Consider the following 14,765-nt stretch of genomic DNA (forward strand, 5'->3'; position numbering starts at 1 on the left):
GCCCTTCGCCATGTCCTTCGCACCTGTCCGTACGGCCCTGCGCCGTACGTCTTTAGCGGCCCCTTGGCGCCCTGTGCCCACACTGCCGCATGACTGACAATCCATCAGCCCAGACGGAGCGGCGCCGCCTGATGGAGCTGCTCGAGGCCCAGCTGTCCGCCCTGCCGGCCCGGTCCGGCGCCCCCGCCCCGAGCGCCGAACGCCTCCTGGCCTTCCTCAGTACCTGGGACGGCACCCCGTCCTCCTTCGCGGACTGCGGCGCCCCGGACCCGTCGGTCTCCCAGGACCCGGCCGGCGCGCGGGCGACGCTCGGCCAGGCCCTGACGGACGCCGCGCTGCTGTCCGTCATCGAGGCGTTCGCCGCCTGCCTCCCCGCCCGCACCGCACCCCCGACCGGCACCCCCCACTCCCCGGAGCCCCCTGTATGACCACCGCCGTCCTCCTCGCCGAAGAGCACCCCGCGCAGCGTGCCGCCCACACCGCGCTCCTGGAGGCGGAGCCCGATCTCACCGTCGTGGCGGCCTGCTCCGACGGCGACGAGGCCGACACCCGCGCCGAGCGCCTCACTCCCGACGTCGTCCTGGCCGACCTGCACCTGCCCGGGCTGAGCGGAATCGACCTCGTCCACCGCCTCGGCCACGGCCCCCGCCGCACCCCCGTGGTCGTCCTGGCCGACGCCACCGCGTCGGCGAACGCCGCCTTCGAGGCACTGCGGGCCGGCGCCCGGGGCTTCCTGTTCAAGGACACCGACACCGGCCGCCTGCCCCACGCCGCCCGGCTGGCCGCCCGCGGCCACGCGCTGCTGTCCAGCCGCCTCACCCGTCCCCTGATGGACGCCTGCGTCGACAACTCCGGCGTGCCCTCCCTGGACGGCCTCACCCCCCGCGAACGCGAGGTGCTCTCGCTGGCCGGCACCGGTCTGTCCGCCCAGGAGATCGCCGACCGCCTCGTCGTCTCCCGGCTCACCGCCACCACCCACCTGCGCAACGCCATGACCAAACTCGGCGTCCGCCGCCGCGCCGGCCTGGTGGCCGTCGCCTACCAGACCGGCCTCGTACGGTCCCGGTGCCTTTAGCCCTCCCCAAGACCGGGCGCACACACTGCCACCGCCCCGATCGCGCACGGGATACGGGACACGGGATACGCAAACGGCAAGGGGGAACCTCGTGATCAGCAGACGCACGCTCATCCGCACCGGCGCGGGCATGGGCGCGGCCGCCGCACTGACCGTTTCCACCGGCGGCCTCGTCCTGGCCGGGGAGGGATCCGCCTCGGCGGCCACCTCCTGGGACACCCTGCGCGGCAAGCTGAACGGCACCTTGGTGCTGCCCACCGACGCCGACTACGACCGGGCCCGGCAGCTCCACCAGGCCAAGTGGGACACCGTGCACCCGCAGGCCGTCGCCTACTGCCAGAGCACCGCCGACATCGCGGCCTGCATCCGCTTCGCCCAGGACAACAGCCTGGCCTCCAGCGTGCGCAGCGGCGGCCACAGCAACGCCGGCTACTCCACCTCACCCGGCCTGGTCATCGACGTCTCCCGGCTGAACTCGGTGCGCGCCGACGCCACGACGGTCCGACTGGGCCCGGGCGCGCTGGGCGCCGACATCGTCGCCACCCTCGCACCGCTCGGCCTCCAGGTGGCCTCCGGCACCTGCCCCACCGTCGCGATGGGCGGCTGGATCCAGGGCGGCGGCATCGGCCCGTCGTCCCGCAAGTACGGCCTGGGCGCCGACCGCCTGGTCTCCGCACAGGTCGTCCTCGCCGACGGCCGCACGGTGACCGCCTCCGCCACCCGCAACGCCGACCTCTTCTGGGCCCTGCGCGGCGGTGGTGGCGGCAACTTCGGCGTGGTCACCGAGTACGAGGTGCGGCCGGTGCAGCTGCCCACGCTCGCCCTGTTCAACCTCACGTTCGCCTGGGCGGACGCCGTGGACGTGGTGCAGGCCTGGCAGCAGTGGATCATCAGCGGGCCGCGGGAGCTGAACTCCCAGCTCTTCTTCACCCTCCAGACCGACCAGGGCGGCGAGCCCAACGTCGTGGTCGCCGGCACCTACGCGGGCACCCAGAGCGACGCCGACAGCTGCGTCAACGGTTTCCTCACCGCACTGGGCCGGCCGGCCCGGACCCGGCAAGTCGTCGAACTGCCCTACCAGCAGGCGATGATGGCCATCTTCGGCTGCGGCGACAAGACCACCGCCGAATGCCACCGCCTCGGCTACTCGCCCGAGGCCCAGCTGCCCCGCGAGTACAACGCGACCTACCGCAACACCCTCTTCGGCCAGGCGATGACCCGCACCGCCGTGCAGGACACCCTGGCCCGTCTGGAGACCTCCCTGCGCCCCGGCCAGTTCCGTGCCATCGGCTTCCTCTCCTACGGCGGCCGCATCAACGACTACGGCCGCAGCGCCACCGCCTACGTGCACCGCAGCACGCAGTTCGAGGTGGGCATGCAAGTCGCCCTGACCACGGCCGCCCCCACCCAGGAGGACCAGGACGCCGGCACCGCCTGGCTCAACGGGACCTTCACCACCGTGGAGGCGACCGGCAACCACGAGGCGTACCAGAACTTCATGGACCCGGCCCTGCCCGACTGGCAGCGCGCCTACTACGGCCAGAACTACACGCTGCTGCGCGCCGTCAAGAGTGCCTACGACCCCTACCGGTTCTTCACCTTCCCGCAGGCCATCGCCTGACCGGCGAAGCCCTGGCCGCCTCGGTCGCTTCAGTCGCTCACCCGGTCGCCGCTACGCCATGTCCACCGTCGGGTCGCTTCGGTCGCTTCGGTCGCTGACCGGAGGGACGGACGCGTCGAGATCGCGGGCACGGGCGGCGGCCGCCGGGGTGAGGCGGCGGGCCAGCACGTCCAGGGCGGCGGCGACCTCCCGGATCGCGTCCGGGTCCGGGGCGGTGCCGTCGGGGCCGGTGAGGGCGGCGGCGAGCGCGTCGTCGACGCTGGCGGCCCGGACCTCGGCGACCCGTGCGGAGGGCTTCGCGGCGGGGCGGATGAGCCGACGGCGCCGGTCGGCCGGATCGGGCTCGGTGTCCACCGATCCGGCCTCCTCCAACCGCGCGACGGCCGTGGAGACCTGACTCTGCGGCAGCCCCGTGCGGGCGGCGATCTCACCGACCGTCGTCCCGGGGTGGGTGACGACGTCCCCGAGCGTGACGAGCACGGAGCGCACCGAACCCCGACTCCCCGTCTTCGGCTGGGGCATGGCCTGCTCGCCGATCTTCATGAGGGTCCGGCCCAGCAGGAACAGCTCGACTCCGTTCATGCCACGGACCATACATCCCCCTCGATTCATCTCCCTTGATGCATCTCTTCCAATACATCTATCTTGATGCATCAAAAAAGATGCATTACTCTCATGGTGTCAGCCGAGGACACCGACCGCAGCACGCAAGGGGGACCCACCATGACCGCGACCACCCGCACCCTCCCCGTCCCGGGCGCCACCCTCCACTACCGGGTCGAGGGCAGCGGACCCGTCCTGCTCCTCTCCCAGAGCGGCGAGGGCGACGCGGACCGCACCGTCGACCTCGTCCCCCACCTGACCGGCACCTTCACCGTCGTCACCTACGACCGCCGTGGCCTCTCCCGCAGCACCCTCGACGACCCCGCCCGCCCCGTCACCATGGCCGACCACGCCGACGACGTCGCACGGCTGCTCGCCGAAGTCGCCGACGAACCGGCGCTGATGGCCGGATTCAGCATGGGAGCCGCGATCGGCCTCCAGGCCGTGGCCCGGCACCCGGGCCTGCTCCACACCCTGATCGCCCACGAGCCCGTGACCCCCAACCTGCTGCCCGAGGAGGACCGCGCCCAGCACGTCGCCGAACTGACGGCCATCCAGCAGGCCTACAAGGCCGGCGGCCTCGCCGAGGCGTTCCCCGCCATCACCCGGCACCTCGGCATCGACCCGACCCGGGACGAGACCGAGGAGAACCTCACCCCCCAGCCCATGACCCCCCGACGCCAGGCCAACTTCGCCCACTTCATCACCGCCGAGTTCACCGCCGTCACCACCGACACCCTCGACCCGGCCGAGCCCGTCCGGACCGCGGAGCGCTCGGGGACCCGCATCATCCCGGCGACGGGCCGGACGACCCGCCCGACCGTGCACACCTACCGCTGCGCACTGGCACTGGCGGAGCTGCTGGACACCGAGCCGGTCCTCTTCCCGGGCGGACACAACGGCGCCACGGCGTTCCCCCGGGCGACGGCACAGGCGCTGAAGACCGCGCTCACCCGCTGACGTACGGAGCGGCCGGCGGGGTGCGGGCTCAGTCGACGCCGCGCACGATGTGCGACTCCGCGCCGTCGTCCCCCTCCGCACGCGTCCCGTGCACCGCGCCGGAAACCGCCACACCGCTCGGCACGTCGGCCCTGTCGCCACCTGCCTGCACCAGGGGCGGTGCTTCGTCCGCCGGTGTGTAGGTGAGCAGCATCTGGTCGAGGTCGTCCGCCAGGACCAGCGTTTCGAGGCAGACCCGGACCGCCGTCCCGGTCCCGGGGTGGCGCAGTGTCCTCGTGCCGTACGGCCGTCTGCGTACCGTCTGGCTCGACCAGAGCCGCCGGAAGTGGCCGCTGCGGCGGCCGAGTTCGTCGACCAGCGCGGCCAGGGCCGGGTCGCCCGGATGCCGGGTGGCGTAGGCGCGCAGGGCGCCCACGGCCTCCTCGGCGGCCGCGTGGTCGAAGTGCGGTGAGCCCCCGGCGGATCCGGTGGCGCCCCCGGGGAAGACCAGCTTGGCGAAGTTGCGGCCGCCGGGCGGCAGCGCGGCGAAGTCGGTGAGGACCGAGGCCGCCCGCGCGTTCCAGGCCAGGATGTCCAGCCGGCGCCCGAGGACGAGCGCGGGCACCTGGTGCAGGGACTCCAGCAGCCGCAGCAGCCCCGGCCGTACGTACTGGGGCCCGTCCCGGCCGGGTTCGGCGCGGGGCGGGCGGCTGAGCCCGTGGAGATACGAGCGTTCGTCCGCATCCAGCCGCAGGGCGTCGGCCACGGCGTCCAGGACGCTCTCGGACACGTTGTGGGTACGTCCCTGTTCCAGCCGTACGTAGTAGTCGACGCTGATGCCCGCGAGGAGGGCCAGCTCCTCACGGCGCAGGCCCGGCACGCGCCGCCGCCGCGAGCCTGCCGCGAAGCCGAGGCCGGCCGGGCTGAGCGCGGCCCGCCGACTGCGGAGGAAGTCTCCCAGATCGGACGCCATATATCAGGTGCCTAACTGTTAGCAGAGATCTTATATCTATCGGCATCTTACCCGTCCTGGGACGGCCAGTGCCAGGATCCCGGTGCCCCCGGCCGAAGCGGGCCTGGATACGCGCCCGTTGCCGCACAGGATGGAGCGGGAGCACACCGCACCAACCGAAGGGAGCCCTCGTGCGCCACACCACTCTTGGCCGCACCGGAATCACGGTCAGCCGTCTGGCGCTCGGCACGATGATGCTCGGGGCCTGGGGCAACCGGGACCACGAGGACGCCGTACGTCTGATCCACACCGCGCTGGACGCGGGCGTCAACCTCATCGACACGGCGGACATGTACTCGGCGGGCGAGTCCGAGCAGATCGTCGGCAAGGCGCTCAAGGGCCGCCGTGACGACGTCGTCCTGGCCACCAAGGTCCACTTCCCGATGGGGCAGGACGCCAACCGGCGCGGAAACTCCCGCCGTTGGATCCGCCGGGCCGTCGAGGACAGCCTGCGCCGCCTGGACACCGACCGGATCGACCTCTACCAGATCCACCGCCCCGACCCCACCACGGACCTCGACGAAACCCTCTCCGTCCTCTCCGACCTGGTACGGGAGGGCAAGGTCATGGCCATCGGCAGCTCGGACTTCCCGGCCGAGCAGATCGTCGAGGCCCGCTGGACCGCCGACCGGCGCGGGCATGTGCCCTTCCACACCGAACAACCGCCGTACTCGATCTTCATGCGCGGAGTGGAGCGCGGGGTCCTGCCCACCGCCGAACGCCACGGCATCGGCGTCCTCACCTGGAGCCCGCTGGCCAGCGGCTGGCTGACCGGCCGGTACCGCAGGCAGAACCCGCTGGAGCTGAACGACTTCCGGCACAACCTCATCCCGCACAAGTTCGACCAGTCCCTGCCGGGCAACGTCCGCAAGTACGAGGTCGTCGAGGAACTCCTCAAGCTGGCCGACTCCGCCGGTCTGTCCCTCACGCACCTGGCGCTGGCGTTCGTCCTCAGCCATCCCGCGGTGGACAGCGCCATCATCGGACCCCGCACGCAGGAGCAGTTGACGGATCTGCTGGCCGCCGCCGACATCGCGCTGGACGACGCGGTACTGGACCGTATCGACGAACTGGTCCCGCCGGGCACCGACCTCAACCCCTCGGACGCCGACTACACGCCCCCGCACCTGGCGGACGCGGCCCTGCGCCGGCGCCGACCCGTCTGACCGGCTTCCGGTCGCGACCGAAAGGACGCAGGCATGCCCCCGGACGAGCCGCGCCCGCCCGCCGCACTCGCCGGGACCGTCCTGTGCGGCGGATGCGGAAAACCGCTGGAGCACCGGGAAGACCCGTCCGCCCCGGCGCCGAAGGCGGCACCCGGCGTCTACGCCTGCCCCTCCGGCTGCCGCCCCCCGGTCCCCGCCGAAGCACTCGAAGTGCGCGTCGGACGGGCCGTCATGGAGCGGATGTGGACGCCGGACAGGCTCGCGCGGATGGCCGCGGCGCAGGAACTGCTCGACGAGCTGCGGTACGACATGGCACACCGCGTGCCCGTGTCGCTCAAGCACGCCCTGCGCCAGTGGGAGTACGAGTTCGACCGCGAGACACGCCGCGCGCTGGTGCGCGAGGCGGTGCTGAGCATCGTGCTGTTCCCGGACGCACGGCCGGACTCGGGCGAGGAACTCTTCCTCGCCTGGCGCCGGCCCGGAAGGGGGCACGACTGCGGATACGATACAGATGCCATACAGCAATAAGAGATATGCGGGTAACCTGCACGACATGGGGTCGTCGGTGGAAGAGCGCATGGGACAACGCATCAAGCGTGTTGAGCAGGAGCTGACCGCTGCCAAGCACGCCGCGCTGCGCCCGTTCAAGATCAATGTTCCGCAGTACAACGTACTGCTCGCACTCATGCTTGAGCCAGGGCTGTCCGGAGCGGCGCTGGCCCGGCGCGGCATGGTCACACCGCAGACCATGTCCTCGGTGCTGTCGACGCTGGAGGGGCGCGGCCTCGTCGAGCGCCGCCCGCACCCGATCCACAGCCACATCCTCGAAGCCCGCCTCACCCGCACCGGCGGTGCGCTGATCCGGCGCGCCGACGAGGCGGTGGCGGAGGTCGAGAAGGTGCTGGCCGGATGCTTCGAGGAGCGGGAGGCGGCGACCTTCCTGGCGCAGCTCGACCGCTGCTCGAAGGCGCTGTCGGGCTGGAAGCCCGCGGAACGGAAGTAGTCCCCCCTCCCGGTCAGGGAGGGTCCAGCATCCCCCATACGTAAGATATCTTATAGAGATCTGACATCGAACATCTGATGGACGAGGAGATTCCCCGTGTACACAGTCGCCGTCTCCTTCACCGTCCCCGCCGGCCGGCGTGCCGAGTTCGTCGCCGCCGCGCTGGAGGACGGGCGGCGCTCGATCGCCGACGAGCCGGGCACCCGCGCGTTCGACCTGATCGCCGACGCCTCGGACCCCGACCGCTTCTTCCTGTACGAGGCCTACGACGACGAGGCCGCGTTCGACGCGCACTGCGAGGGCGAGCACTTCGCCCGCTTCTTCGAGGCCGTCGGGGGCTGGGCCGAGGGCCCGACCTGGCTGCTGCGCGGCACCCGGATCACCGAGCCGGCCACCGTGTGAGCCGAGACTAGGGCGTACGAAGGGGGCGGCGGGCAGATGCCCGCCGCCCCCTTCGTACGCCCCGGGAAACCGCTCAGGCCGCCAACTGGGCCAGCAGTACGCCGTTGATGACGACCGCGGCCGCCGCCACCGCCGAGGCCGCCACCGTGGTGGCCCGGCGGTTGACCGCCGATCCCATCAGGGAGCGGCGGGAGGTGAACACGATGAGCGGGACGAGCGCGAAGGGGATGCCCAGGGACAGGCCCACCTGGGAGAGCACCAGCAGCCGCGTGGTGTCGACCCCCGCGACCAGCAGGAGCACCGCGGGGGCCAGTGCCGCCGTCCGCCGCACCCACGGCGGTACGCGCCGGTGCAGGAGGTCCTTCATGGCGATGTCGCCCGCGTGCGTGCCGACCGCCGTGGAGGCGAGCCCGGACGCCAGCAGGGCGAGGGCCAGGGCGAGCGCGGGAACGCTGCCGAGCAGCCTGCCGACCGTCCCGTGGATCTCCTCCAGCTCCTGGGAGCCGCCGCGCGGCAGCGCCGCCGCCGTGATCAGCAGGGAGGCGTTGACGGTTCCGGCGACCAGCATCGCGAAGACCACCCCGGAACGGTGCGCCGCCAGCAGCCCCCGGACACGGCCCTGGCCGCCGTCCAGGGGACCGCCGCCTTTCGGCCCCCCGCCCGCACTGTCCCGGCTCAGCGCCGAGTGCACATACACCGCGTGCGGCATCACCGTCGCGCCGAAGATGCCGGAGGCGAGCAGCAGGGCCTGGCTGTCCGGCAGCAGCGGGCGCAGCCCCGAGGCCATACCGGTCGCGGAGGGCCCGGCGGCCACCATGCAGCCGATGAACCCGCAGGTGATCAGCGCGAGCGCGGCGGTGATCGCCACGGCGAACGCGTTGCCGCCCCGTGCGCCGCGCAGCCGTACCAGGAACGTCGAGGCCACGGCGGTGGCGATCGCGCCGAGCCACAGGGGCAGGCCGAACAGCAGCCGCAGGGCGACCGCCCCGCCGACCACCTCGGCGACATCGGTGGCGGCCGCGACCAGTTCCGCCTGGGCCCAGTAGGCGAGGCGGGCGGGCCGGCCGAGGGCGGCGCCGGCGCACTGGGTGAGGGAACGCCCGGTGCAGGCGCCCAGCTTGGCCGACAGGTACTGGATGACCCCGGCGGACGCCCCGGCGGTGACGACCACCCACAGCAGCGCGTATCCGTATCCCGAACCGGCGCTGAAGTTGATCGCGACATTTCCCGGATCGACATAGGCGACGGCGGTGACCAGGGCCGGGCCGAAGCCCAGTGCGGCCCTGCTCGCGGTGCGTACGGCCGGTCGTGCGGAGTTCGGCGGGGCAAGGACGTCGGACACGGCAACCCTCCCACTTTCGCTGGCGCCTTCGCTGGCGCATCTCTCTGTTGGCTTACATATATCAGATCTCTTATGGTTCGATGGGGTCGTACAGCCGGCCCCACCCGGCACAGCCGATCCCGCCAACCGCCAAGAGGAGAGCAACGTGTGCGGAACCTGGGTGATGAAGGCCGTGTACGGCGACACGTACACGGAGGAGCACGACCACATCCACGCCCACAAGGCCTGCAACCCCGAGGAGAGCGTCCAGTCCGCCGGCGAGGTGCGCCGCACGGCCGCGGCCGCCGCCCCCAGCCGGCGCGGGCTGCTCGGCCTCGCCGGGGCGCTGGGCGCCACGGTGACCGGCATGGGTTTGCTGGGCGCCACACCGGCCGCCGCCGCCACGCCCGCGGCCGGGGCGAAGAAACTGTTCGGCGCCGGCCGCCGGATCGTCGACATGAGCCACGCGTGGGGCGAGGACTTCCCGGTCTTCCGCCCCTTCGTCGAGCCGCCGAAGTTCACCCAGGTCGCCTCGGTCGAGAAGGAGGGCTACAACACCCTCATGCTCACGATCGACGAGCACAGCGGTACGCACATGGACGGCCCCAAGCACTTCGACAACGGCCAGCTCGCCACCGACGAGATCCCGGCCGAGAACCTCATAGCGCCGCTCGTGGTCGTCCGCATCGGCGACCGCGCCGAGAAGGACCTCGACGCCCTGCTCACCTATGACGACCTGCGCAAGTGGGAGAGCCGCCACGGCCGTATCCCGGACGGCGCCGTGGTCGCCATGGACTGCGGCTGGTCCTCCCGCATCAACGACCCGCAGCGGATCTTCAACCGGGACGCCGACGGCAAGCCGCACTTCCCCGGCATCGGCTGGGACGCCGCCGAGTTCCTCGTCTCCCAGCGCAACATCGTCGGCGTGGCCACCGACAGCCCGAGCCTCGACTCGGGCGCCAACAACTACCTCGACCCGCGGGCCCACAAGTTCCTGCTCCCCACCGGCCACTACGGCATCGAGTGGGCGGCGAACGTGGACAAGCTGCCGGAGTCCGGCGCGATGACGGTCATCGGCCTGATGAAGCACAAGGGCGGCTTCGCGGGCCCGGTCCGGATGTTCGGCATCTACTGACCGCCGTCCACAGCACCGAAGCCGGTGTCCCCCCTGCTGCTCCAGGGGGGACACCGGCTTCGGTACGTCAGGACCTCAAGCGCGCCGCGCGGGGTTGCGCGGCGGCGCCGACTCGGCCGGAGCGCTGCCCAGCAGCCAGGACCGCAGCGAACGCTCCGTCGCCTCGCGCAGGCGCGCGCGCCGCCGGGCCGCCACATGGCGGCGGATCAGCGCGTCGAGTTCCGGATCCGTCGCGGTCGTCCCGCCTCCCGAGCCGCTCACCGCGTGCCCGCCAGTTCCCGCTCGCCGTCGCGGGCGAACGCCGTCGGCGCCCACTGCGTCAGCACCGCGCCCACCGTCATCCCACCGCCGAACCCGGCCATGAGCACGGTGTCCCCGTCGGCGAACTCACCCTGCCGGTGCGCGATGTCGAGAGTGACGGGCACCGACGCCGAGCCCGTGTTCCCGTACCGTTCCAGAGCCAGGTGCATGGTCGCCGAGGGCAGTCCGAGGGCGGGCCACACCTCACCGAGCATCACACCGTTGGCCTGGTGCGGCACGAAATGCCGTACGTGCTCACGGTGCACGCCCGCCCGGTCGAGCAGCTCGTGCAGCGCCTCGGGGAGGTTCTCCTGCACGAACGACCGCACCCCGCGCCCGTCCATCCGGAAGTAGTGCGCGCCCTCCTCCAGCGTGCGCTCGTCGGCGGGCCTGCGGCTGCCGCCCGCCGGAACGCTGATCAGCCGGTACTGGTCGCCGCGGGTGAGCAGGCTGGTCTCGCGGATCCCGCAGGTGTCCGCAACCTCACCCAGCAGCACCGCGCCGGCGCCGTCGCCGAACAGGATGGCCGTCTTGCGGTCGGAGTAGTCCAGGATGCGGGAGTAGATGTCGGCGCCGATGACGAGCGCGTACTTCCCCTCGCCGGACGCCCGCAGCAGACGCTCGCCGACCGTGGTGGCGTACACGAAACCGCTGCACACGGCGTTGATGTCGAAGGCCGCCGCGTTCACCGCGCCGAGCAGGTGCTGGACGATGCTGGCCGTCGCGGGCTGCGGATGGTCCGGCGTCGAGGTGGCGAGCACGATGTACGCCACGTCCTGCGCGCGGACCCCCGCCTGCTCCAGGGCGGCCCGGCCGGCCCGGGCCGCCAGATCCGACGTGGCGTCACGGTCGTCGGCCCGGCGCCGCTCCCGTATGCCGGTCTTGCGCACGATCCACTCGTCGGTCACGCCCGCCCCGCGCGCGATCTCCTCGTTGGTGACGACCGTGCTCGGCAGGTAGGACCCGGTGGCCAGGATTCCGATGCGCGTCATGAGAGAGCCTCCCCTTCCAGGGCGGGCCGCCGGATGCGACCCGCGAATGTGTCCGGACGCCGCCCGGGCCGTCCCGTCGCACTCATCGCCGCGGCGCCCGGGTCAGCAGCCGGGCCCAGCCCGAGCGCAGGGCGTGGGCGGTCAGCTCCTCGTCGTCGCCGACCGCGACCGGACGGCCGACCGCCTCCAGCATCGGTACGTCGCTGACGTGGTCGCCGTACGCGGAGCAGCCCGCCAGGTCGAAGCCGCGGACGACCGCGGCGATCCGGACCGCCCGGCCCTTGGTCGCGCCGATCATGGGCGCCAGCACCTCGCCGGTGAGCTCACCGCGCCGCACGACCGGGCGGGTGCCGAGCACCTGGTCGGCGCGGACGTCTTGGGCGATCGGATCGAGGCAGGCGAAGAACGACCCGGAGACCAGGACCAGCGCCTGCCCGGACTTCTGGTGCACGCGCAGGGCCTCCTCGACCTCGGGCACGTACAGTCCGTTCGCCCGCACCTGCCATTCGTCGGCGAACCAGCGCCGCCCGGCCTCCGCGAGCCGCCGCGCCTCCTCGCCCCGGTACAGGCGGTAGTACCTGCGGTTGATCTCGCCGCGCGGCGCCCCCCGCAGTGCCGCGGCCCGCAGCTCACCCGTCAACCGGTCGTACGTGGCCGGGGGCTCCCCCCGCGTCCGCAGATAGAACTCCAGGAACCGGAACATGCTCTTGACCCGGATCAGCGTCTCGTCCACGTCGGAGAAGACGGCGCTCGTCACCGGCGCCTGTGCCCCGGACCGGTTCACGGCGACCGCGTTCACGACGGCATCCGGGCGAGGACGAAGGAGAACACGCACAGCGGCTCGCCCTTCTGCGAGGCCTCCACGCGCACCGGAAGCTGAGCCGACGGCGCCGGCTCGCCCTCCGCGGGGAGTGTGCCGCCGAGGGTGTAGAGCGTCACGGCGCCCGCGGTCTCCCGGGGGTTGTCGACCCAGGCGGTCAGCACCGTTTCGTCCTCCAGCTCTCCGAAGCGCGTGAACCGTACGTGCATCTCGGTGACGATGGTCTTGAAGGTGGCCAGCCCCTGGACGTCGAGCGCGGCGAGCAGCGCCAGCTGCCGCGCGCCCTCGGCGATGACCATGCCGGGCAGATGGTCCTGCGGGTGGTCGAACAGGCTCGCGTGCCGGGCCGGTATGCGCAGCAGCGCCTGCGCGGTGTTGTCGGTGACCGCCGCGTCGACCAGGACGACGTTCTCCGGATTGGCGCGGCCGACCAGATGCGGGGCGACGGGCGTCCCCGGGGTCGTCACCGGGTAGGTCGCGGACGACGGCAGGGCGAACCCGTCGCGGTTGTTGAGCCGCAGGGTCAGATAGCCCATCGGCGTCTTGAAGCGGAGCCCGATGGCGGCACGCCCGATCACGGTGCCGTCGGCGATCAGGTCCAGCTCGTAATCGAGGCCGGTCACCCGGCCCTCGCGCTCCTTGCGGCTGACGATGCGGACCCGGAAGGCGAGCGAGAACGGCGAGGGGCCCACGACGACCATCCGCGGGTGGTCGAGGCGCAGGCTGAGGTGGGTGAGGATGAACTTGTTGTCGGACGGCACACCGAAGAAGCGGTGCGCACCGGCCAGCGTGGCCTGCCGGCACGCCTCCAGGATCAGCAGCGGGTCGTAGCAGCCAGGGCGCAGCAGGTGGTCCCCGTAGTAGGCGTGCGACCTGGGCAGCTGTGCGCCCGCCGCGTAGTGGTCCTCGTCGATGCGCCGCAGGTCCGTCAGGAACACTTCGCCCAGGGCGTCCCGGTGGACGAGCAGACGGTCCACGGTGCGCGTGTAGTCCAGCGGCGGTATCGCCGCGGGAGCGGCGTCTGGTGCGGTGGTCATGGATGGCCTGGCTTTCTGTCGTGGTGGTGGTGATTCCTGCTCGTGGTCGATAGGGGGAAAAGGGTTCAAAGGGGAAAAGGGGGAGGACAAAGGGGGGGGCAAGGGGGAGGACAGACAGACGGAGGGACGACACGGGAGCGTCGTCCCTCCGCTGCCGTACGGGGGCCGGGTCAGGCGGGGTAGACGTCACCCGGCAGCTTGCGGTCGGCGCCGACGGTGCCGATGTGCCAGTACGGGTACGGCGCCTCGGTCTCGCTGACCTTGTCCAGGCGCCCCAGCTCGTCCTCGGAGAGCGTCCACTCCATGGCCTTGAGGTTGTCCTCCAGCTGGTGCGGCTTGGTCGCTCCGACCACGGCGGAGGTGATGCCGGGCTTGGCGAGCACCCAGTTCAGCGCGACCTGCGCGACGGTCGCACCGCGCTCCTCGGCGATCCGCGCCATCTCGTCGACGATGTCGTACGCCTGGTTCTCGTCGGTCAGCGGAGCGGACTCGGCGGGCGTGCGCTGCGCGAGGCGGCTGCCCTCCGGACGGCCCTCGCCACGGCGGTACTTGCCGGTCAGGAAGCCGCCGGCCAGCGGCGACCAGGCGGTGATGCCGACCTTCTGGTCCACGGCGAGCGGGATGATCTCGCGCTCCAGGTCCCGGGCGCCGATGTTGTAGTAGCCCTGGTAGCAGACGAAGCGGCTGAGGTTGCGGCGGTCGGAGACGGACAGCGCCTTCATCAGCTGCCAGCCCGCGAAGTTGGAGACGCCGATATAGCGGATCTTCCCGGCCCGGACCAGGTCGTCGAGCACGCGCAGGGTCTCGTCCAGGGAGGTACGCGGATCGAAGCCGTGAATGTGGTAGAGGTCGATGTAGTCGGTGTTCAGGCGGCGCAGGCTGTCATCGACCGCCGCGTACAGGTGGTGGCGGGTGGCGCCGATGTCGTTCGGGTCGTCGGTGATCCGCCAGCGGCCCTTGGTGCCGATGATGACGCGGTCGCGGACCTTCTGCAGGGTGCGGCCGAAGAACTCCTCGCCCATGCCGTTCTTGTAGACGTCGGCGGTGTCGAAGAAGTTGATGCCGGCGTCCAGCGCCTGGTCCATCATCCGCAGCACGTTCTGGTCGTCGACAGTGCCGAACTCCGACCAGTTGCGGTCCTCGGCCCCGAGGAAGCTGGCCCCGCCGCCGAAGGTCATGGCGCCGAAGCACAGCTCGGAGACGGACAGGCCGGTGTCGCCCAGATAGCGGTAACGCATCTTCTCCTGCTTTCGGTTGAGGTCACTCGGGTCGAGCGGGGAGTGAGGGGAGTGCGGGGAGAGAGGGGAGCACCCGGGACGGGGGAGGACCGGGCACTCCC

Annotated in this window: 17 protein-coding genes; 9 read left to right on the forward strand and 8 right to left on the reverse strand. The window is 71.9% G+C overall.

What is annotated here, in order from left to right; translation table 11 throughout:
* The first annotated feature begins 89 nt into the window (after positions 1 to 89).
* The 3 genes from ACZ7L0_RS42260 (at position 90) to ACZ7L0_RS42270 (ending at position 2,696) form a co-directional block, all read left to right on the forward strand.
* Positions 90 to 428, forward strand: a complete 339-nt coding sequence (locus tag ACZ7L0_RS42260; RefSeq protein ID WP_471247925.1) for a hypothetical protein — start codon at positions 90 to 92, stop codon at positions 426 to 428.
* Entirely contained in the window at positions 425 to 1,075 is a 651-nt protein-coding gene (locus tag ACZ7L0_RS42265) for a response regulator (RefSeq protein ID WP_471247926.1), read from the forward strand. The genes ACZ7L0_RS42260 and ACZ7L0_RS42265 overlap by 4 nt, the downstream gene beginning before the upstream one ends.
* Positions 1,076 to 1,166: 91 nt before the next feature.
* Positions 1,167 to 2,696: an FAD-binding oxidoreductase gene (locus tag ACZ7L0_RS42270; protein ID WP_471247927.1), complete on the forward strand. Its 1,530-nt coding sequence runs from the start codon at positions 1,167 to 1,169 to the stop codon at positions 2,694 to 2,696.
* A 51-nt stretch (positions 2,697 to 2,747) separates the two neighbouring features.
* Here the strand turns inward: ACZ7L0_RS42270 and ACZ7L0_RS42275 are convergent, their stop codons facing one another.
* Positions 2,748 to 3,278, reverse strand: coding sequence for a MarR family winged helix-turn-helix transcriptional regulator (locus tag ACZ7L0_RS42275; protein ID WP_471247928.1), 531 nt, complete (start codon positions 3,276 to 3,278; stop codon positions 2,748 to 2,750).
* A 141-nt stretch (positions 3,279 to 3,419) separates the two neighbouring features.
* Between ACZ7L0_RS42275 and ACZ7L0_RS42280 the strand changes: the two genes are divergently transcribed.
* Complete coding sequence (locus ACZ7L0_RS42280; RefSeq protein WP_471247929.1) at positions 3,420 to 4,259, forward strand: alpha/beta fold hydrolase; 840 nt, start codon at positions 3,420 to 3,422, stop codon at positions 4,257 to 4,259.
* A 28-nt stretch (positions 4,260 to 4,287) separates the two neighbouring features.
* Here ACZ7L0_RS42280 and ACZ7L0_RS42285 read toward each other — a convergent pair whose 3' ends face one another.
* Positions 4,288 to 5,211 (reverse strand): helix-turn-helix domain-containing protein, encoded by a 924-nt coding sequence (locus tag ACZ7L0_RS42285; protein ID WP_471247930.1) that lies wholly within the window; start codon positions 5,209 to 5,211, stop codon positions 4,288 to 4,290.
* Positions 5,212 to 5,381: 170 nt separating this feature from the next.
* Here ACZ7L0_RS42285 and ACZ7L0_RS42290 point away from each other — a divergent pair, with 170 nt between their 5' ends.
* From ACZ7L0_RS42290 to ACZ7L0_RS42305, 4 genes are all read left to right on the forward strand, one after another.
* Entirely contained in the window at positions 5,382 to 6,416 is a 1,035-nt protein-coding gene (locus ACZ7L0_RS42290) for an aldo/keto reductase (RefSeq protein ID WP_471247931.1), read from the forward strand.
* Positions 6,417 to 6,449: 33 nt separating this feature from the next.
* Entirely contained in the window at positions 6,450 to 6,944 is a 495-nt protein-coding gene (locus tag ACZ7L0_RS42295; protein WP_471247932.1) for a hypothetical protein, read from the forward strand.
* Between the two features lie 25 nt (positions 6,945 to 6,969).
* Positions 6,970 to 7,419 carry a MarR family winged helix-turn-helix transcriptional regulator gene (locus ACZ7L0_RS42300; protein ID WP_471247933.1) on the forward strand — a complete coding sequence of 150 codons (450 nt, stop codon included), beginning with the start codon at positions 6,970 to 6,972 and terminating at the stop codon, positions 7,417 to 7,419.
* 96 nt (positions 7,420 to 7,515) lie between these two features.
* Complete coding sequence (locus tag ACZ7L0_RS42305) at positions 7,516 to 7,821, forward strand: putative quinol monooxygenase (RefSeq protein ID WP_471247934.1); 306 nt, start codon at positions 7,516 to 7,518, stop codon at positions 7,819 to 7,821.
* A gap of 73 nt (positions 7,822 to 7,894) precedes the next feature.
* Here the strand turns inward: ACZ7L0_RS42305 and ACZ7L0_RS42310 are convergent, their stop codons facing one another.
* On the reverse strand, positions 7,895 to 9,163 hold the full coding sequence (locus tag ACZ7L0_RS42310; RefSeq protein ID WP_471247935.1) for an Nramp family divalent metal transporter: 1,269 nt from the start codon (positions 9,161 to 9,163) through the stop codon (positions 7,895 to 7,897).
* Positions 9,164 to 9,308: 145 nt separating this feature from the next.
* Between ACZ7L0_RS42310 and ACZ7L0_RS42315 the strand changes: the two genes are divergently transcribed.
* Positions 9,309 to 10,277, forward strand: a complete 969-nt coding sequence (locus tag ACZ7L0_RS42315) for a cyclase family protein (RefSeq protein WP_471247936.1) — start codon at positions 9,309 to 9,311, stop codon at positions 10,275 to 10,277.
* 75 nt (positions 10,278 to 10,352) lie between these two features.
* On the opposite strand, the gene ACZ7L0_RS42320 is transcribed toward ACZ7L0_RS42315, so the two are convergent.
* The 5 genes from ACZ7L0_RS42320 to ACZ7L0_RS42340 all read right to left on the reverse strand — a co-directional run bounded on the left by ACZ7L0_RS42320 (position 10,353) and on the right by ACZ7L0_RS42340 (position 14,664).
* A complete protein-coding gene (locus tag ACZ7L0_RS42320) occupies positions 10,353 to 10,538 on the reverse strand; it encodes a hypothetical protein (RefSeq protein ID WP_471247937.1) in 186 nt (61 codons plus the stop codon).
* Positions 10,535 to 11,569: a 3-oxoacyl-ACP synthase III family protein gene (locus ACZ7L0_RS42325; RefSeq protein ID WP_471247938.1), complete on the reverse strand. Its 1,035-nt coding sequence runs from the start codon at positions 11,567 to 11,569 to the stop codon at positions 10,535 to 10,537. Before ACZ7L0_RS42325 ends, ACZ7L0_RS42320 begins: the two co-directional genes overlap by 4 nt.
* A gap of 82 nt (positions 11,570 to 11,651) precedes the next feature.
* Positions 11,652 to 12,368: an HAD family hydrolase gene (locus ACZ7L0_RS42330; RefSeq protein ID WP_471247939.1), complete on the reverse strand. Its 717-nt coding sequence runs from the start codon at positions 12,366 to 12,368 to the stop codon at positions 11,652 to 11,654.
* Positions 12,365 to 13,426, reverse strand: a complete 1,062-nt coding sequence (locus ACZ7L0_RS42335) for a ScbA/BarX family gamma-butyrolactone biosynthesis protein (RefSeq protein WP_471247940.1) — start codon at positions 13,424 to 13,426, stop codon at positions 12,365 to 12,367. Before ACZ7L0_RS42335 ends, ACZ7L0_RS42330 begins: the two co-directional genes overlap by 4 nt.
* A gap of 170 nt (positions 13,427 to 13,596) precedes the next feature.
* Positions 13,597 to 14,664: an aldo/keto reductase gene (locus ACZ7L0_RS42340; protein ID WP_471247941.1), complete on the reverse strand. Its 1,068-nt coding sequence runs from the start codon at positions 14,662 to 14,664 to the stop codon at positions 13,597 to 13,599.
* Between the last annotated feature and the right edge of the window lie 101 nt (positions 14,665 to 14,765).

The organism is Streptomyces sp. NPDC039424, from assembly GCF_055639495.1.